This is a genomic window from Corynebacterium tardum (assembly GCF_046717785.1).
GTDB lineage: Bacteria > Actinomycetota > Actinomycetes > Mycobacteriales > Mycobacteriaceae > Corynebacterium.
In genome coordinates this window covers 1,555,896-1,574,660 of record NZ_CP177104.1, presented here as the reverse complement: position 1 = coordinate 1,574,660, position 18,765 = coordinate 1,555,896, and the positions used below count along the sequence as shown (strand labels likewise).

Here is an 18,765-nt window from a genome sequence, read left to right as displayed (position 1 = left end):
CGGGACGAGTGTGGCGTGCGCCATAGACATGCAGAGCATTGAGGAATGAGGAGCGGCAATGGCATCGGTGGCTCAAGCGATCGACATCGAGCAGGTAGGCACGGACGAGTTCCATGCCCCGGTGGTTCCCTCCCGCATCGAGCGCACCTTCGGCGGGCAGACTATGGCCCAGGCCCTGCGTGCGGCACAGCTCACGGTCGAGGACAAGCTCGCGCATTCGCTGCACTGCTACTTCGTGGGCCCCGGTGATTCGTCGAAACCTGTGAGCATCCGCGTCGAGCGCGTGCGCGACGGGCGTTCCTTCGCCACCCGGCACGCGCGCGTCTTTCAAGGCGAGCGCCTGCTCTTCGTCCTCATCGCCGGGTTTCACGCTGTGGGAGATACCGGACCACACCACCAGGACCCCATGCCGGAGGTCCCGGGGCCGGAAGCGTTGACCGAGAGACCCGCGGCCACGCGCATCATCCTCCAGGAATGGTCGGACTGGGACGTGCGCCTAGTTCCGGAGGAAGGACGCGACGACGTCGCCGCCGAAGCAACCGGCGCCGGGTTTCGCAACATCTGGTTCCGCAACACAGGGGACCTAGTGGCTAAAGCGCCGGACCAGGCCCTCCACCAGGCGGCGCTGACCTACATGTCCGATATGACACTGCTGCGCACCGCGCTGCTGCCGCATCAGGGAGACAAGGTACAGCTGGCCAGCCTCGATCACTCCCTATGGTTCCTGCGCCCCGTGCGCGCGGACGAATGGATGCTGTATTCGCAGAGCTCGCCCTCCGCGCAGACCGGTACCGGCCTAGCACAGGGGAAAATCTATAATCAGCGCGGCGAGCTGCTCGCCGTGGCGATGCAGGAGGGGCTGACGCGAACCTTGCGCGAGGACGTCGGTGGCTCCACCGCTAATGGGAACTGGCAGAACGTCTAGCGCACCGGGGGAGGTGTCAGGGCGCGGAGGATGGGAAGTTTTTCGGGGTACCCCGTGTTAGGGGGAGTGCGTGGTGGCCGTATAATTGCCACCAGTTTCACACAGCCACTTCGAAAGGGATGACATGTCAGGCCACTCCAAATGGGCAACGACGAAGCACAAGAAGGCTGCCAACGACGCCAAGCGCGGCAAGGAATTTGCCAAGCTGATTAAGAACATCGAGGTTGCGGCCCGCACCGGCGGCGGCGACCCGGCGGCGAATCCCACCCTCGATGACATGATTAAGAAGGCCAAGAAGGCCTCCGTTCCGAACGACAACATTGAGCGTGCCCGCAAGCGCGGCTCCGGTGAAGAGGCCGGCGGCGCCGACTGGGAGACCATCATGTACGAGGGCTACGGCCCCAACGGCGTGGCCATGCTTATTGAGTGCCTGACGGACAACCGCAACCGCGCGGCTACCGACGTGCGCACGGCGATGTCCAAGAACGGCGGCAACCTGGGCGAGTCCGGCTCGGTGGCCTACATGTTCTCCCGCACCGGCCTGGTGATGGTGGAGAAGGGCGAGCTGAGCGAGGACGACGTCCTCCTCGCCGTCCTCGAGGCCGGTGCCGAGGAAGTCAACGACAACGGCGATAAGTTCGAGATCACCTGCGCCCCGGGCGATATCCCGGCCGTGCGCGAGGCCCTCGGTGAGGCCGATATCGAGGTCGACGACACCGATACCGACTTCCGCGCCTCCGTGGATGTCCCGCTGCAGGCAGCCGATGCCCGCAAGATCTTCCGCCTCATCGACGCGCTGGAGGATTCCGACGACGTCCAGAACGTCTACACCAACATGGACCTCTCCGACGAGGTCCTGGCTGAGCTCGACGAGGACTAGGCTCGACGAGGACTAGAGCTCAAGGCCGTCGAGGCCGTGGATAGTCACTGTCTCCGACAGCGGCGCGCGGCCAGGAGCGGTCTTAAACACCGGGCTGGTCTCATCCGCTACACCGAAGGTGATGGCGGTGACCAGCTTCTGCTCCTCGTCCACGCCGAGGAACTTCCGCACGGTGGGGGCCATGAGCGAAATCATGCCCTGGGGGACGCCGTGGTAGCCGTGGGCCTCCAAGGAGAGCAGGAAGTTCTCCGTGTACGTGCCCTGGTCAAAGGCCGCGCGGATGCGATCGCCCAGTGGCGGGATGAACAGCAAGGCGGCGTGGGGCGCGCCGAAGAAGCGCAGGTTCTCCCGAATGAACTCGGTGCGCGCTGCGGTATCTTCGCGGGCGATGCCGAGAAGGCCGTACATTTTTGCCGCGAGCTGCTGCGAGCGCTGCGGGTGCACACCCTGACCGTAGTCCGTGGTGAAATCCGGAGTGATGCCGTGGGAGTCGAAGTCCTCGATCATCGCGGCGCTGAGCTGGCGGAGGGTGTCGCCGCCGACGAGGTGGACGTTCCAGGGCTGCGTATTGGAGTTGGAGGGGGCCGATTGGGCGTCGACAAGCACCTGCTTAATGACCTCGGCCGGCAGTAGCTCCGGGAGGAAGGCGCGCGGCGAGTGGCGCGAGCGGATAAATTCAGAATAGTTAGTTGATGGCGTCATGCGCGCCACTATACGCATGTGGGGTGCTAGAACACATGTGTGTACACTAATCCTGTGTAGTGCTGCGGTTGGCAGCGTCGAACCTGGAGCGAAGGAGGCTGAGTGTGAACCTAGAAGGTTTGCGGGTGATGGGCATCGACCCAGGCCTGACGCGCTGTGGCCTCTCCGTTGTGCAAGCAGGGCGCGGACGAGCGGTGATCCCCATCGCGGTGGGCGTGGTGCGCACGCCGAGTGACAAGGAGCTGGGGGAGCGCCTGCAGCGGCTGTCTGTCGCCGTGCGCGAATGGATGGATGACTATCAGCCGCAGGTGGTGGCGCTCGAGCGCGTATTCGAACGCGGCGAGGTATCCACCGTGATGCAGACGGCGCACGCAGTGGGGGTACTTGTCCTCGCCGCCGCCGAGCGTGGAATCCCGGTGCACATGTACACCCCCTCCGAGGTCAAGAAGGCGGTCTCCGGCAACGGGCGCGCCGATAAGAAGCAGATGACGGCCATGATTACCCGTATTCTGGGCCTGAGCGAAGCCCCCAAGCCGGCCGATGCGGCCGATGCTCTGGCCTTGGCGGTGTGCCACTGCTGGCGGGCACCGGCGTTGGCGTGGGTCAACGGCAGTGATCCGAGCGCCGGCGTGGGGGCGGGCGCGCGCACCAGCGGCGTGCGGGGTACTTCGCCGCGTACGGCGTCGGTATCCACGCCGCGCCGCACGGGAACTGGGACAAAGTAGAGGAGTAGGAAGATGATTGCATCGCTGCGCGGAACCGTGCTCGATATTCAGCTCGACCACGTAGTACTTGAGTGTGCCGGGGTGGGCTACAAGGTCCTGGCCACGCCCAACACTCTGGGCAGCCTGCAGCGCGGGGAGGAAGCGTTTGTCATGACCACGCTCGTGGTCAAGGAAGACTCCATGACTCTCTTCGGGTTTACCAGCCCCGAGGACCGCGACATGTTCCACGTCCTGCAGACGGTGTCCGGTCTGGGTCCGAAGCTGGCGCTGGCGGCGTTGTCCGTCATGGGGGCTGGGGAGCTGGCGCAGGCGATCAGCGGGGAGGACGCCGCGCGCCTGCAGAAGATTCCGGGCGTGGGCAAGCGCATGGCGCAGCGCCTGGTACTAGAGCTCAAGGACAAGGTTGCGGCCTTTAGCGCCGAGCTTGGCGACGATTCAGCGCCCGCCCCCGCTGCCACCGGCCCCGTGGTCGACGACGTCGTGGAAGCGCTTATCGGCTTGGGTTTTACGGACAAGGCCGCACGTCCCGTCGTGGAGGCGGTGGCGGCGGAGCAGCCGGACGCGGCTACCCCTGTGGTGCTGCGCGCGGCGCTGAGCCAGCTGGGTGCGAAGAAGTAGGGGAGTACGAACCATGTCAGACGTAGAGCGCACGGAATTCTCGCTTCCCGAAGGTCTCGATGCCACCGCCCCGCCGTCCCGCAACCTCGACGTGGACGCCTCCGAGCAGCAGGGCGAGCACGACATTGAGCGCTCGCTGCGCCCGAAATCCCTGGATGAGTTCATTGGGCAGCCGAAGGTGCGAGAGCAGCTATCGCTGGTGCTCAACGGTGCGAAGAACCGCGGGGTAACCCCGGACCACGTGCTGCTGTCCGGCCCGCCGGGCCTGGGCAAGACGACGATGGCGATGATCATCTCGCAGGAGCTGGGGACCTCCCTGCGCATGACGTCTGGTCCGGCCCTGGAGCGCGCCGGCGATCTCGCGGCGATGTTGTCCAACCTCATGGAAGGCGACGTACTCTTCATCGACGAGATCCACCGCATCGCGCGCCCGGCGGAGGAGATGCTCTACATGGCGATGGAGGATTTCCGCATTGACGTCATCGTGGGCAAGGGCCCCGGCGCTACCTCCATTCCGCTGGAGATTCCGCCCTTTACTCTGGTGGGCGCGACCACCCGTGCCGGCATGCTCACCGGCCCGCTGCGGGACCGCTTCGGATTCACCGCCCAGATGGAGTATTACGACACTGCGGACCTCACGCAGGTCATTACCCGTGCGGCCACCATCCTCGACGTGGACATTGACCACGATGCTGCGGTGGAGATTGGTTCGCGCTCGCGCGGCACGCCGCGTATTGCGAACCGCCTGCTGCGGCGCGTGCGGGATTTCGCCGAGGTCAATGGCGACGGTCACATCGATCTGGCGGCGGCGCAAGGCGCGCTCGAGGTCTTCGACGTGGACGAGCGCGGGCTGGACCGTTTGGACCGGGCGGTCTTGGAGGCCCTCATCAAGGGGCACGGCGGCGGCCCGGTCGGCGTCAACACGCTGGCTATCGCAGTGGGAGAGGAGCCCTCCACCGTGGAGGAAGTGTGCGAACCCTACTTGGTGCGTGCGGGCATGATCTCCCGGACCGGCCGCGGGCGCGTGGCCACGGCAGCTGCGTGGCAGCACCTGGGCCTCGAACCGCCGGAGGGCGCCATCGGCGGCACCCTGTTCTAGCCCCGGGCAAGTGCGGGGCAACTAGCCCGGGGGATGGTCAGTCTGGCACACTGGCCTTCTATGAATGGTACGCAACTAATTCTGCTTCTCGTCCTCGCTCTCCTCGTTATCCTGCCTAGCTTCATGTCCATGCGCGCGCAGCGCAAGCGCCAGGCGCAGCTGAAGGAACTGCAGTCCTCCCTGGCGCCGGGCAAGGAGGTCATCACCGCCGGCGGCCTACACGGCACCGTGGTGGACACCCACGGTGAGCAGGTGGATCTGCGGGTCAAGGATGGCACCGTCATGACCTTCGACACCATGGCCATCGTGCGTTCTGCCGATGCGCCTGGCGCTATCGGCCAGGCGGACGCCGCGGGCGAGAAGCCGCAGGCGGACGACGAGGATGAGCGTTTCCCCAAGCTGTAAATTTCGTTGCGCTCGTCACAGTGCGGGCGCCTTCCCTTAAGCCTGTTAAGGAAAACCTTGAGCCATGACGTACAGTGATGGATTGTGCTTTAGTCATGGTGCGCGCGGCGGCCTGCCGCGCGTTGTCGATCCAGCAGGGTTGCGCGTCATGGCTAGTGAGTTTTAGCCCTGTTCCTTACAACACAGGAGATCTTTGTGTCCGCATCGAAACGTGGCGGCGTATCCAACCGCCAACGGCAATGGCCCAAGCGGGCGATCGCGCTGTTTGCGCTCATCGTCATCGTTATTTATGCCCTCATCTTCTTGACCGGTAGCAAGTCGGCGTCGCCCAAGCTGGGTATTGACCTGCAGGGCGGTACCCGCGTCACCCTCGTGCCGCAGGGTGAGGAGCCAACCCAAGACCAGCTGCAGCAGGCGCGCACCATCCTGGAGCAGCGTGTCAACGGCATGGGTGTCTCGGGTTCGGAGGTCGTCATCAACGGCTCCACCCTGGTGATCACCGTGCCGGGTGAGGATGCCTCCCAGGCGCAGGCCGTGGGCCAGACCTCGCAGCTGCTCTTCCGCCCGGTGGGAGAGCAGCCGATGCCGGACGTGGCCAAGTTGGAGAAGACGGTCACGGACATGGCTAACCGCTGGGTGAAGTACGACATCATCTCTGCGGACCAGGCCAACCAGGCCCTGTCCAACATCCACGACGCCCTGAACCCGGAAAATGATCCGCAGGCGCAGGGAGAGGATGCCAAGAAGGACTCCGATAAGAAGAAGACCCCGGCGCCGAAGGTAAGTGAAAAGCCGATGGCGGAGCCGGCTAACTCTTTGGAGGAGACCGACCGCCGCAACGAAATCACCGAGGTCCTGCTCAAGGACCGCCAGTCGGAAGACCCGACCGTGCAGACCGCCGCACTGGGCCTGATGACCTGTGACGCGGAGTCTGACCAGCTGGCCGGCTCCGACGACCCGGCCAAGCCGCTCGTGGCGTGCGACTACTCCAACAAGCAGCCCTACATTCTGCAGCCGGCCCCGCTGCTCGACGGTATTAACGATCCCAACGGCACCCGCCTGACGGGTAACGAGATTGACACTAATTCCCCGATTCAGGGCGGCCTGAACCCGCAGACCGGCCAGATGGAGATCGGCTTCGCCTTCAAGACCGGCGACGGCCCCAACGGTTCCCAGACCTGGGCCACCTTGACCCAGGAGTACCTGCAGAAGCAGGTCGCCATCACCCTGGACTCCGCGGTTATCTCCGCGCCGGTCATCCAGGGCGCGACCCCGGTGGGCTCCGCAACGTCGATCACTGGTGACTTCAGCCAGGAAGAGGCACAGAGCCTGGCGAACAACCTGCGCTACGGCGCGCTCCCGCTGTCGTTTACCGGCTCCAACGGCGAGCCGGGCGGCACCGTCGAGACCGTTCCGCCGTCGCTGGGTAAGGCGGCGCTGAAGGCCGCACTCATCGCGGGCATCGTCGGCTTCATCTTGGTTGCCGCCTACTCCCTCTACTACTTCCGCGCGCTGGCGTGGGTATCCCTGTTCGTCCTCGTCGTCTCCGGCGTGCTGACCTACGGCGCACTGGTGCTGCTAGGCCGCTGGATCGGCTACTCGTTGGACCTGTCCGGTATGGCCGGTCTTGTCATCGGTATCGGTGCTACGGCTGACTCCTTCGTGGTCTACTACGAACGCATCAAGGACGAGTTGCTGGAAGGCCGCACGTTCCGCTCGGCCACGCGCACCGCGTGGGAGCGCTCGCGCTCCACCATCGTCACCGGTAACGCCGTGACACTGATCGGTGCCGTCATCGTCTACTTCCTCGCTATCGGCGAGGTCAAGGGCTTCGCCTTCACCATGGGCCTGACCACGGTCTTCGACCTGGTGGTGTCCTTCCTGGTTATGGCGCCCATCATGCAGCTCATCGGCGGCCGCCCGGTCTACGCCAAGCCGTCCATGAACGGCCTCGGCGGTATCTACAACCTGGTGGAGGAGCGCCGCGAGCGCGGCTACTATGCCAAGAAGGCAGACACTAAGGCCCCGAAGAAGGCGCCTGAGACGGCGCCGAAGGCGGCACAGAACACGTCCACCGAGCACAACACCGAGCAGGCAGCAACCGGCGTAGCCCGTCCGGTTTCCAGCACCAACACAGAAGCTGGCGACACGGCTGAAGCTGCCAAGGCTAAGGACGAGGAGAAGTAAACCATGGCTGTCGAGACCACTAAGCGCAAGATTTCCCGCATCGACCGCCTCTACGAAGACGAGGGCGGCTACAACTTCATTGGCAAGTCCAAGACGTGGTACACCATTACCGCGGTACTCGTCATCGCCGCCATCGCGGCCATCCTCATCCGCGGCTTTAACCTGTCCCTCGACTTCGAGGGCGGCACCAAGCTGAACATGCCGGCAGGGGACCTCTCTACCGAGCAGGTGGAGGAGACCTTCACCGAGGCCACCGGCGTCGAACCGGAACTGGTCCAGATCGTGGGCGCCGGCTCCTCCGAGACCCTGGAGGTCACCTCCGAGCGCCTCTCCCAGGAGCAGGTGGGTGCTGCCCGCCAGGCCATCTTTGAGAAGTTCCAGGTCAAGGACGAGAACGGCAAGGCCAGCCCGGACGCCATCGGTTCGTCCACGGTGTCGGAATCCTGGGGTTCCTCCATCACCAACCGCATGCTGCTGGCCATGCTGGTCTTCCTCGTCGTCGCCACCGTGTACGTGGCGGTGCGCCTCCAGCGCGACATGGCCTTTGCGGCCATCGTGGCGCTGATTATCGACGGCGTCGTGATCGCCGGCATCTACGCCCTCTTCGGCTTCGAGGTCTCCCCGGCCGTCATCATCGGTTTGCTCACCGTGCTGACCTTCTCGCTCTATGACTCCGTGATTGTCTTCGACAAGGTCGATGAAAACACCCGCGGGCTCGAAGGCCAGCGCAAGAAGAACTACGCCGAGCTCGCCAACTTGGCGGTGAACCAGACCGTGATGCGCTCGATTTCGACGTCCGTCATCTCGGCCCTGCCGATCATCGCCCTGTTCGTCATCGCCGTGTGGCTCATGGGCATCGGCACTCTGCGCGACTTGGCCCTCATCCAGTTCATTGGCGTGATTGAAGGTATCTTCTCCTCGCTGTTCTTGGCCACCCCGCTGCTGGTGAGCATCGCGAACCGTCGCAAGTCCGTGAAGAAGCACAACGCGGCAGTTGCTGCGTACCGCGAGAAGTCGCTCGGTGCGGTGGATGCCGCGGACGAGAACTCCGCAGAGGACGCCGAGGCTGCGGCCGAGACTGGTTCGCGGACGGTGGCCTCCCCGGCGTCGGCAAGCACGAGCAACCAGCACAGCGGCGCATCCTGGCGCCCCGGGCGCTAAGCCGATGCGCCGGACAGTAGCCGCGGCGGTAGTCGGTCTCGGGCTGGTCGCTACCGCCTGCACCTCCGCCGAGGAGGGGCCGGCTAAAGAGGACGAGCAACCAGACTTTGCCTTTCTCAGCGACGCGCGCCTGGCCACCAGCAACGCCGCGTCCGCCTGGGGAGAGGCCGTAGGCGCCGCCCAGCTAGCCAGCCGCGTCTACCCAGCGCTGTACCTGCCGGGACCGGCGGGCCAGATGATTCCCAACTCGGATCTGGCGCAGGTGGAATACTTCGAGCCCGACGACGCGCACCCAGGCGCCCACGTGGACGTCACCTTGACAGAGCAGGCGCGGTTCTCCGACGGCACCCCCGTCACCTGCGATGACTACCTGCTGTCCTACACGGCGGGCATCCTGCCCACAACGTTTGGCTCGCACATGCCGCTGGCTGGGGACATCGCCCAGCTCGAGTGCGCCCCGCAGGCCAAGCGCTTTAGCGTATGGTTCAACCCTGACGCAGGGGCGCGGTGGCGCCACCTCTTCGGCCCGGGCACGGTGCTGCCCGCCCATGCTGTTGCTCAGCGCGCGGGCCTGAGCGTGGAGGAGCTCAACGCCGCCCTGCACACCCAGGACCCGACGCAGCTGGGCGACGTCGCCAAGACTTGGCGCGAGGGCTTTTCCACTGAGCCGGGCCACTTCGACCCCGAGCTGCAGGTATCCTTCGGCCCGTACTCCATCGACCGGGTGGAGGACAGCGGGGCAGTGGTACTCAAGGCCAATCCGGAGTACTACGGCGACAAGCCGGAGCTGGAACAGATCGTGATGTGGCCCGATACGGCCGATGCAGACGCGTTGGTCGCCGCTGGAGAGCTGCGCGTGGCCGAAGCACCGGTGAAGTCCCCGGAGTGGGTAGACCGCAACGCGGAAGGCAACCCCTTCGAGATCACGTCTGCCGTGGGCGCCCTGACGGATACGCTGACTTTCTCTGACGCCGGCGTCTTTGCCCAGCCGTGGGCGCGACAGGCTTTCGCGGCCTGCGTGGACACGGCGGCGCTGGCGAAGGCCTCCTCTGAGGCTTCCGGCGTTGAGGTGCCGGCAGTATCGGTGCGCACGGTGCGCCATGACGACCCAGTGGCGGCCCAAGTCGCGGCGGCCGATGCCGCGCCTGCCGGGGCGGCGGAAGACCTCGGCGGAACCACGGTGGGCGTGGGCTACCTCGGGCCGAACCCCCGCCTTAAGAAGATGGTGGAACAGCTGCGCACCGCCTGCACGCCCGCCGGCATCACCGTGGAGGACCGCTCCGGGGAGGATGTTTCCCGCGGCCAGCTCGCCGCTGATCCGGCGACGGGCCTTCCGGGCATCGACATCTACTTAGGCCCGGTGGATCCCCTCAACGAGTACTCCGCGCCCGCGGCCAGCGTGAAGAATGCCAAGGCGCTCCGGGAGGAAGAGAAGAAGTTGTGGGAGGAGCTACCCTCCATCCCCGTTGCCGCACAGCCGCGCAATTTCGTGGTTGACCGCGCTGTTTCCGGCGTGGTGCCCTACACTGGGCCTGCGGGAATTGGCTGGAACTTGGAGCGCTGGAGCGCCACCCGCAGCACAAGCAACACTACTAACGCAGAAGCAAAGGAAGAGTCGTGAGCGAGATTTACGCCGCAGCAGCACAAGCGTTGAAGGACAAGGTGCGCCTGGTCCAGGACTTCCCGGAGGAGGGCATCCTCTTCGAGGACCTGACCCCGGTTCTGGCGGACGCGGAGTCCTTTACCGCTGTCGTCGACGGCCTGGCTGAGGCCTGCAAGGAGCTGGGCGCGGACATGGTCGGCGGCCTCGACGCGCGCGGTTTCCTGCTGGGCTCCGCCGTGGCCTACAAGCTGGGCATGGGCATCCTGGCCATCCGCAAGAAGGGTAAGCTGCCGCCGCCGGTGCTGACCCAGGAGTACGAGCTGGAGTACGGCAGTGCGGCGCTGGAGATCCCCAATAGTGGCATCGACATTAAGGGCAAGCGCATCGTGCTTGTCGACGATGTCCTGGCCACCGGCGGAACCCTCTACGGCGCGAAGATGCTCCTCGAGGCAGCCGGCGCGGAGGTCGCGGGCAACGTGGTGGTTCTGGAAGTGAACGGCCTTAAGGGCCGTGAGCGCCTCGAAGGTTCTCCGCTCGTTGTGCTTAATCAGATGGGGGCTAGGGGCTAAGCTTGTATGCCTAAGCAATTCCGCGGAGGCAGACATGACTACTGAGAAGCAGGATAAAGCTGCGAGACGTCCCAGCGGCGTGCGCAGCATGTCGGCGCGTTTGGCCCGGTCCCTGACCGGCGGCCGCGTAAAGATTAACCCGGCGCTGGACCCGCTGATGTCCATTCACCGGGAATTTCATCCGAAGGCGGATGCGGAACTTCTCAACAATGCCTACGCCACTGCGGAGCGCCTGCACGAGGGCGTATTCCGCAAGTCGGGGGAGCCCTACATCACGCACCCGCTGGCGGTGGCGACGATTGCCGCGGAGATTGGCATGGACACCACGACGGTGGCGGCCGCCTTACTGCACGACACGGTGGAGGACACCGACTACTCTCTGGAGGACCTCACCCGTGACTTCGGGCCTGAGGTGGCCCGGCTTGTCGACGGCGTGACGAAGCTGGACAAGGTAGCTCTGGGCGCGGCCGCGGAGGCGGAGACCATCCGCAAGATGATCGTGGCCATGGCTACGGACCCGCGCGTGTTGGTGATCAAGGTGGCCGACCGCCTGCACAACATGCGCACCATGCGCTTCTTGCCGCCGGAGAAGCAGGCCAAGAAGGCCCGCCAGACCCTCGACGTGATTGCCCCGCTGGCGCACCGCCTGGGCATGGCCAACGTGAAGTGGGAGCTGGAGGACCTGTCCTTTGCCATCCTGTACCCGAAGAAGTACGACGAAATCGTGCGCATGGTGGCAGACCGTGCGCCTTCGCGCGACCGAGCGCTCAAGGACATCAAGGCCCAGGTGGGCAAGGCATTGAAGGACAACGGCATCGAGGCCGAGGTCATGGGCCGGCCGAAGCACTACTGGTCTATCTACCAGAAGATGATCGTCCGCGGTCGCGACTTTGCGGAGATCTTCGACCTCGTGGGCATCCGCATCCTGGTGGAGGACGTCAACTCTTGCTACGCCGCCATCGGCGTGGTGCACTCCTTGTACCAGGCACTGCCGGGGCGCTTCAAGGACTACATTTCCTCCCCGCGCTTCGGCGTGTACCAGTCCCTGCACACGACGGTGATTGCGGAGGGCGGCTCGACGCTGGAGGTGCAGGTGCGCACGCACGAGATGCACTACAACGCCGAGTTCGGCGTGGCCGCACACTGGCGCTACAAGGAGACCAAGGGCAAAAACTCCGGTCACCAGGAAGAAGTGGACCAGATGGCGTGGATGCGCCAGTTGCTGGACTGGCAGAAGGAGGCCGCGGACCCGAACGAATTCTTAGACTCGCTGCGCTATGATCTCACGACCAAGCAGATCTTCGCCTTCACTCCGAAGGGCGACGTGGTGAACTTGCCCGCGGGCTCAACCCCGGTGGACTTCGCCTACGCCGTCCACACCGAAGTGGGGCACCGCTGTATCGGTGCAAAGGTCAACGGCAAGCTGGTCGCGCTCGAGTCCGAGCTGAAATCCGGCGACAAGGTGGAGATCTTCACCTCGAAGGACCCGAACGCCGGTCCGTCGCGGGACTGGCAGGATTTCTTGGTCTCCCCACGTGCGAAGACCAAGGTGCGCCAATGGTTTGCCAAGGAGCGCCGCGAGGAGCACTCCGAGGCCGGCCGCGACGCCCTGGCCGCCGAGGTGCAGCGCGGCGGCCTGCCCATGCACCGTCTCTTCACGGCGTCGTCGATGAAGCAAGTGGCGGAGCAGCTGCACTACCCGGACGTGGATGCCCTCTACACCGCGATTGGTGCCGGCCACGTCTCCGCTCACCACGTGGCTAACCAGCTCATGGCGCTGTTTGGCAACCAGGACGACGCCGTCGATGCGCTGGCCTCCCGCACGCCGTTTAGCGAGCTCGAGCACTCCCGCACCCAGCACACCAAGGATTCTGCTTCGGGTACCGGCATCCTCGTGGAGGGCAGCCCCGACGTCATGGCCAAGCTGGCGAAGTGCTGTCAACCCGTGCCGGGCGACGCCATTTTTGGCTTCGTCACCCGCGGTGGCGGCGTGTCCGTCCACCGCGCGGACTGCACCAACGCGGAGAAGCTCAAGTCGGAGCCGGAGCGCATGATGAAGGTGGAATTGGCCGGCGGTCCGTCCTCCTCTGGCGCGTTCTCCGCCACCCTGCAGCTGGAGGCGCTGGACCGCCAGGGACTGCTCTTCGAGCTCACGCGGATCTTCAGCGATCAAAGTCTCAACGTGCTGTCGATGACGTCGAACCGCGGCGACGACCACATCGCCACCGTACGCTTTACCTTCTCGGTGTCCGACACCAAGCAGCTAGGCCAGCTCATGACCACGCTGCGCAACACCGAGGGTGTCTTCGACGTCTACCGCGTCACTGCCTGAGCCTCCCCTTAACCGGGGGTGCCTGCCTGTCGAACAGGTGACGGGTGGGTGAATGTTGGGTGAAGGGGCAGGTGGGGGAGTCGGCAAGCGCTGCGACAGCGTGATGCGTGCGTTATAAACACGGAGGACAAGACCACTCTCACACTCAGGAGACTCTCGTGAAATTCCGCCGCTTTGGCCAGCTGCTGGCCGCCACCACCGTCACCGCCGTCGCCGTATCCGGCGCTCCCGCCCTCGCCGCCGAGGCCGATGAGGTGACCTTCTCCGTCACCAATTTCACCGACTTCCACGGCCACCTCGAGCTGGCCGAGGCGACCGACCGCGACACCGGTGCGCTCGTTGGCTACAAGGAAATGGGTGCTGCCCGCATGGCTGCCCTCATCAAGTACGTCAACAAAGACCAGGAGTACGCTCTGACGTCCTCCGGTGACAATGTGGGCGGCTCCGCTTTCGTATCGGCTATTTCTGAGGATAAGTACACCAACGAGGCCCTCAACACCATGAACCTCGATGTCACTGCCGTGGGTAACCACGAGTTCGACAAGGGCACTGAGGACCTGATGGACCGCATCGTCAAGGAGTCTGAGTTCCCGATTATCGGTGCGAACGTGACCAAAGACGGCAAGCCTCTCCTCAAGCCTTCCTTCGTGAAGGAAGTCGATGGCGTGAAGATCGGCTTCGTCGGCACCGTCACTGAGAACACCAAGTTCAAGGTATCCGCCGCCGCCATTCCGGGCATTGAGTTCACCGACCCAGTTAAGGCTACGAATGAGGAAGCCACCCGTCTGAAGGAATCCGGCGAGGCCGACGTTGTTGTCGCACTCATGCACGAGGACGCACAGCAGTTTGCAGAGGGCTTCAACAAGGACGTCGACCTGCTTTTCGGTGGCGACACCCACGTGAAGACCCAGGGCGAGGTCGCCCGTGAGGGTGCACTGCCGCTGTACTGGGCACAGGGCTACGAGTACGGCAAGGTGCTGAACGACGCCGACATCACCTTCGACAAGGAAGAGAAGAAGATCACCAAGGTCGATCTCACCCAGTACGACGTTGCGGATGCAGAGACTTTTGAGCTTCTCCAGGGGCTGGAGGATGATGCAGAGGTTGCCTCCGTTGTCGCCGAGGCCAAGAAGGTAGCTGACGAAGAGGGCTCCAAGACCGCTGGCACCACTGAAAAGGCAATGTACCGCGGTTCTAACGATGGTGAAGATACTGGTACCAACCGCGGCGTGGAGTCCACCCTCAACAACTTCATTGCTGATGGTCAGCGCTACGCTTTGTCGAAGCAGACCAACAAGGAAATCGACCTTGGCGTCATGAATGCCGGTGGTGTTCGCGCTGACCTCAAGGAAGGCGACGTCACCTACAAGGACATCTTCGCCGTCCAGCCGTTCGGCAACTCCGTCATCACGGCTGAGGTTAGCGGCGAAGACTTCATCAAGGCACTGGAGAATCAGTGGAAGCCGGGTCAGTCCCGCCCGCGCCTGGCGTTGGGCCTGTCCAGCAATGTTTCCGTGGTCTATGACCAGAAGGCTGAGCAGGGCGAGCGCGTCAAGTCTGTCACTATCGACGGCGAGCCTATCGACCCGAAGAAGAACTACACCGTTGCTCTGTCTTCCTTCCTTGCTTCGAGCGACACTGAGGAAGGCGGTGACGGCTTCTTCGTGCCGGGTTCGATCAAGAACCGTAACGACGTCGGTTACATGGATACCCAGGCCATGATTGACTACATCGCTTCTGGCGAGTCGAAGGTGCGCACCGGCCAGGGCCAGATTGGTGCCCACATTTCCGGTGAGCTGAAGGCTGGCGAGGAAATCACCATCGACCTGTCCTCCCTCAACTACTCCAATGAGGAGGAGCCGCAGGCGAAGAAGGTTACCGTTGCTCTCGGTGATGCAAAGGTTGAGGCTGACATCGACAACGCTGCTCAGGAAGGCGACAAGAGCTTCGGTGAGCGCGGCCGCGCGACCGTCAAGCTCACCATCCCGGAAGACCTGACCGGTGAGCAGCAGCTGAGCATTACTACCGATGCCGGAACCAACGCCGTTCTTCCCATCACCCTTGACGGAGAAAAGCCGCAGCCTTCCAAGGATGGAAGCTCTAACTTCGATGGATCTTCCTTCGGCTTGGGCCTGGGGGTGGGCATTACCGGCACTGTCCTCGCGGCAATCGCAGGCGTTCTGGCTGCCGTAGGTTTCGCCCTGACGTCGCTGCCGGCGCCGATTCAGCAGGTGATCAAGGACCTGCGTAAGCAGTTCAACATCTAAAAGCTGTTTCGCTAAAAGCCCACACTTCGGTGTGGGCTTTATACATACCTGGCTTTCCACCGGAGGTAAGGTAAGAGCCCGTGGAGACCTTAAAGCTTTTTGGACGCGAAGCGATGTATCAGCTGGGCATTGAGCCTCACCGTATACCCGTCGTGATGTTTGCCACCCTAGGCATCTACTTGGCATTCATGATTCTGGTGAAGCTTTTTGGCAGTCGCGTGCTGACGTCTATGACCGCCTCTGACGCGGTAATCATCATCATGTTTGGTGCCGTTGCCGGGCGTGTCATTGTGGGTAATCCACCGACACTTGCGGCGGGTATTATCGGACTTTTTACGCTCATGCTTTTAGAGGCCGCCTTTGGTACTTTCCGGCAGTTTGTGAAGTGGTCAAAGTTCATTGACCGGCGCCCAGTCCTGCTGGTGTACAAGGGACAGTTGCAGGAAGACAATATGGTCTTTGCCCATATCACCGAGCGTGATGTCAATTCGGCAGTGCGCAAAGCTGGTTTGGGGCGGCGCAACGATGTGCAATTGATGATTCTGGAGCCGACGGGTCAGATTTCGGTGATCCGCCGGGGCCAGCTTGTCGACGCCTCCCTCTTCAAGGACGTCCTCGGCGCCGAACGCATCGAGGAGGTAGAAGAGTCCACCAACCGCGAGGATTAGCGCACGCCTTGTAGCCCGTCAACCTGGTGTGGTTGGCGGGCTTTGGTGTTTGTGGTGGTGGCGTAGGTGTTTAGTTTGCGTCTGGGTGTTTATCCGGTATCGGGTGGGCGTGCTGGTGTTTGTTCGGCGTTGAGTCTGGTTAGGGCTTGGTGGTATTCGGGTGTGGCGGTAATCGGCACGCCCCAGGGCGGGATGTAGCCGATGCCGCCGGGCATTCTGAATACGTAGCCTCTTCCGGTGGGTTTCGACGGGTCGTCGTCGTTAATACCGTTGTGGTACGCACACAGGAATGTTGCGACCGGCTATTTGGTAGCAGTGTCGTGACTATCTGGTAGCGCTTTAGTGAGTATCTGGTAGCAGCTCAGGGCGCTCGGGATGATACTTCCGGTAGTCGCACCATCCGGGTGCGGCGTGTACTGGAAGGAGTCCGCTGATGACGGATTACCGTGCGGTGATGACGCTGCTTTTAGGGAAGCGTTCTTACCGCCAGATTGAAGACCAGCTCGGGTGCTCGCACCGCGCGATTTCCCGAGCGAACCAAGCGCTGCGAAGCCTTGGCCTGACCACTGCCCAGCAGGTCGCGGCGTTGACGAATGACGAGCTGGATGAGATATTCGTTGATAAACGCACCAGCGGGCAAGGCGAATTCGTCCCGATTGACTTTGACGCGGTCGTTAAAGCACGCACAGGGCGTGCGAAGCAGACACTGCAAGTATTGTGGGCTCGCTACACTACCACCCCCGCCCAGCCGGGCCAGCGGCACTACAGCTACGACCGGTTCCGCCAGCTGGTTGCCTCCCATGTCGATGCGGCCGGGCTGACCGCCCGGATCACTCACGCACCAGGGCATACGATGCAGGTGGATTGGGCAGGGACCAGAATGCGCCTGTACGCCCCTTCCGGCACACCGGGTGAGAAAGTCAGCATTTTCGTCGCCTCGCTGCCGTATTCAGGGATGCTGTTTGCCTGTGCGTGTGTTGACCAGCGGCAGCAGTCTTGGCTTGATGCCCACCGTCAAGCGTTTGACTACTTCGGCGGGGTCTGCCAGGTTGTTGTACCCGATAACGCGTCGACGGCGTCGAATGCGATCAGCACTGCCGATAGGAATCGGAAGGTCAACGACACCTACCAGCAGTTCTTGGAGCACTACAACACAGCAGCACTTCCCACTCGTGCGCGTCGGCCGAAGGATAAAGCGAATGTGGAAGCTGCGGTAAAGATCGTCACGCACAAAGTCATCCACGCGCTCGATGGCCACCAGTGTGTTGATTTAGACGAGCTCAACGGAAAGATTGTGGGCGTAGTCGACGCGATCAATACCTCCGTGCCGTTTCGCAGTCAGCAGTCAAGCCGCAGGGATCTCTTTGAAGAACATGAGCAACATCTCCTTGCTGACCTGCCGGAAACCCCGTGGCAACTCACCGAGTGGAAGCGTGCGAAAGTGGCCCCAGATTTCCATATCACGGTTTCAACCGTGCGCTACTCCGTCCCACACCAGCTTGTTGGCCGCACTGTCGATGTACGCATCACCGGGCAAGTCTTGACCGTCTTTGACCAGGGAACAACCGTGGCAACCCACCGGGTTTCGCATAAGCGTGGGGCCTATGTCACTGACTATGAGCACATTCCCTCTGGTATGGACTCCACTCGTGGACTGTGGACAAGCGACTACTTTTACCGTGAAGCCAGCAAAACCGGCCCGGCAACACGCAAGGTCATCGAAGAACTCATCGCGGCGAAAGCCATCCCGGCCCAGGCATACCAGTCCTGCAGAAACGTTCTGTCAATGGGCAAACACGGCAACAAACCAATCCTGGAAGAGGCATGCCAGCGCCTGACCGCCAACGACGACAGCCGACGGGCGGTGTCCTATACCGCGGTCAAAAACATGATGGCCGTCGTACGCAAAGAACACGCCACACGGCCTAGTGGTCTAGACCAGCTCCCGCGCAGCACCACAACCAACCAGCCCACCGGCACAGCACCCTCCGACCGGGATACCACCGGCGCGTTTCTCGGCGGTGCAGAACAGTTCAGCATGGACAACCTCATTCAGAAAGGAAACTAAAGCCCATGTCATCACCAACCCCGCCAACAGATCGCTTCCTTGATGAATCCGTCCTGGCCGACTTCACCGCGCTGCGGATGACTGCCTTCGGCAGAAGCGTCATCGACATCGCCAACGACCCCGCATTCGACGCATGGACGTTTTCCCAAAAAGTGCTTTACGCACTCGATAAAGAAGTCGCGGCCAGGCGTGAACGACGCATCAACAAACTGCTGAAAGCATCCCGATCGCCAAACCTTGATGCTTGCCTTGAAAACGTGGTCTGCACACCTGACCGCAACATCAACCCCGAGCAAGTCAGCAGACTCGCTCACGGACAATGGTGCCACCTGGGCCAAAACATTGTCATCCTGGGCAAATCCTCAGTCGGCAAAACCTACCTCGCCCAAGCACTGATCACAGCAGCATGCCGCAACGACTACTCCGCACGGTTCTACCGCACCGACATGCTCGCCGCCGAACTAGCAGTCCTACAACCCGATGACGGACCTGACCCCCGTTAGGTAGACACCTGATATCCAGCCCTGTTGGGTTGGGAAGAAAGGTAATCTACCAC

The 18,765-nt window shown here is 63.0% G+C and carries 16 protein-coding genes and 1 pseudogene; 15 read left to right on the top strand and 2 right to left on the bottom strand.

The window, feature by feature from the left end:
- Positions 1-58: 58 nt before the first annotated feature.
- Together ACLI1P_RS07545 and ACLI1P_RS07540 are read left to right on the top strand one after the other, a co-directional pair.
- Positions 59-925, top strand: coding sequence for an acyl-CoA thioesterase (locus ACLI1P_RS07545; RefSeq protein ID WP_306507391.1), 867 nt, complete (start codon positions 59-61; stop codon positions 923-925).
- Between the two features lie 124 nt (positions 926-1,049).
- Positions 1,050-1,805 carry a YebC/PmpR family DNA-binding transcriptional regulator gene (locus tag ACLI1P_RS07540; RefSeq protein ID WP_296133613.1) on the top strand — a complete coding sequence of 252 codons (756 nt, stop codon included), beginning with the start codon at positions 1,050-1,052 and terminating at the stop codon, positions 1,803-1,805.
- 12 nt (positions 1,806-1,817) lie between these two features.
- Here the strand turns inward: ACLI1P_RS07540 and ACLI1P_RS07535 are convergent, their stop codons facing one another.
- Positions 1,818-2,507 (bottom strand): nitroreductase, encoded by a 690-nt coding sequence (locus ACLI1P_RS07535; protein WP_296133611.1) that lies wholly within the window; start codon positions 2,505-2,507, stop codon positions 1,818-1,820.
- 104 nt (positions 2,508-2,611) lie between these two features.
- Between ACLI1P_RS07535 and ruvC the strand changes: the two genes are divergently transcribed.
- The 11 genes from ruvC to ACLI1P_RS07480 all read left to right on the top strand — a co-directional run bounded on the left by ruvC (position 2,612) and on the right by ACLI1P_RS07480 (position 16,141).
- Positions 2,612-3,232 carry a crossover junction endodeoxyribonuclease RuvC gene (ruvC, locus tag ACLI1P_RS07530; RefSeq protein ID WP_296133609.1) on the top strand — a complete coding sequence of 207 codons (621 nt, stop codon included), beginning with the start codon at positions 2,612-2,614 and terminating at the stop codon, positions 3,230-3,232.
- Between the two features lie 12 nt (positions 3,233-3,244).
- Entirely contained in the window at positions 3,245-3,850 is a 606-nt protein-coding gene (gene ruvA / locus ACLI1P_RS07525) for a Holliday junction branch migration protein RuvA (protein ID WP_296133607.1), read from the top strand.
- Between the two features lie 13 nt (positions 3,851-3,863).
- Positions 3,864-4,949, top strand: coding sequence for a Holliday junction branch migration DNA helicase RuvB (gene ruvB / locus ACLI1P_RS07520; protein ID WP_296133604.1), 1,086 nt, complete (start codon positions 3,864-3,866; stop codon positions 4,947-4,949).
- A 60-nt stretch (positions 4,950-5,009) separates the two neighbouring features.
- Positions 5,010-5,354: a preprotein translocase subunit YajC gene (yajC, locus tag ACLI1P_RS07515; RefSeq protein ID WP_411708479.1), complete on the top strand. Its 345-nt coding sequence runs from the start codon at positions 5,010-5,012 to the stop codon at positions 5,352-5,354.
- 195 nt (positions 5,355-5,549) lie between these two features.
- Positions 5,550-7,541: a protein translocase subunit SecD gene (gene secD / locus ACLI1P_RS07510; RefSeq protein WP_296133599.1), complete on the top strand. Its 1,992-nt coding sequence runs from the start codon at positions 5,550-5,552 to the stop codon at positions 7,539-7,541.
- A 3-nt stretch (positions 7,542-7,544) separates the two neighbouring features.
- On the top strand, positions 7,545-8,702 hold the full coding sequence (gene secF / locus ACLI1P_RS07505; protein ID WP_296133598.1) for a protein translocase subunit SecF: 1,158 nt from the start codon (positions 7,545-7,547) through the stop codon (positions 8,700-8,702).
- Between the two features lie 4 nt (positions 8,703-8,706).
- Entirely contained in the window at positions 8,707-10,323 is a 1,617-nt protein-coding gene (locus ACLI1P_RS07500) for an ABC transporter substrate-binding protein (RefSeq protein ID WP_296133597.1), read from the top strand.
- Positions 10,320-10,874 carry an adenine phosphoribosyltransferase gene (locus tag ACLI1P_RS07495; protein ID WP_296133595.1) on the top strand — a complete coding sequence of 185 codons (555 nt, stop codon included), beginning with the start codon at positions 10,320-10,322 and terminating at the stop codon, positions 10,872-10,874. The genes ACLI1P_RS07500 and ACLI1P_RS07495 overlap by 4 nt, the downstream gene beginning before the upstream one ends.
- A 34-nt stretch (positions 10,875-10,908) precedes the next feature.
- Positions 10,909-13,206 (top strand): RelA/SpoT family protein, encoded by a 2,298-nt coding sequence (locus tag ACLI1P_RS07490; protein ID WP_411708478.1) that lies wholly within the window; start codon positions 10,909-10,911, stop codon positions 13,204-13,206.
- A gap of 158 nt (positions 13,207-13,364) precedes the next feature.
- Positions 13,365-15,473: a bifunctional metallophosphatase/5'-nucleotidase gene (locus ACLI1P_RS07485; RefSeq protein ID WP_296133593.1), complete on the top strand. Its 2,109-nt coding sequence runs from the start codon at positions 13,365-13,367 to the stop codon at positions 15,471-15,473.
- 113 nt (positions 15,474-15,586) lie between these two features.
- Entirely contained in the window at positions 15,587-16,141 is a 555-nt protein-coding gene (locus tag ACLI1P_RS07480; RefSeq protein ID WP_296133627.1) for a DUF421 domain-containing protein, read from the top strand.
- 89 nt (positions 16,142-16,230) lie between these two features.
- Here ACLI1P_RS07480 and ACLI1P_RS07475 read toward each other — a convergent pair.
- Positions 16,231-16,434 (bottom strand): annotated as a pseudogene (locus ACLI1P_RS07475) (HNH endonuclease); the annotation flags it as partial.
- Between the two features lie 140 nt (positions 16,435-16,574).
- On the opposite strand from ACLI1P_RS07475, the gene istA reads away from it, so the two are divergent.
- The gene (gene istA, locus ACLI1P_RS07470) at positions 16,575-18,209 is read left to right on the top strand and encodes an IS21 family transposase (RefSeq protein WP_411708477.1); all 1,635 of its coding nucleotides are present in this window, start codon (positions 16,575-16,577) and stop codon (positions 18,207-18,209) included.
- Between the two features lie 5 nt (positions 18,210-18,214).
- Positions 18,215-18,712, top strand: a complete 498-nt coding sequence (locus ACLI1P_RS07465; protein WP_411708476.1) for an ATP-binding protein — start codon at positions 18,215-18,217, stop codon at positions 18,710-18,712.
- The last annotated feature ends 53 nt before the right edge of the window (positions 18,713-18,765 follow it).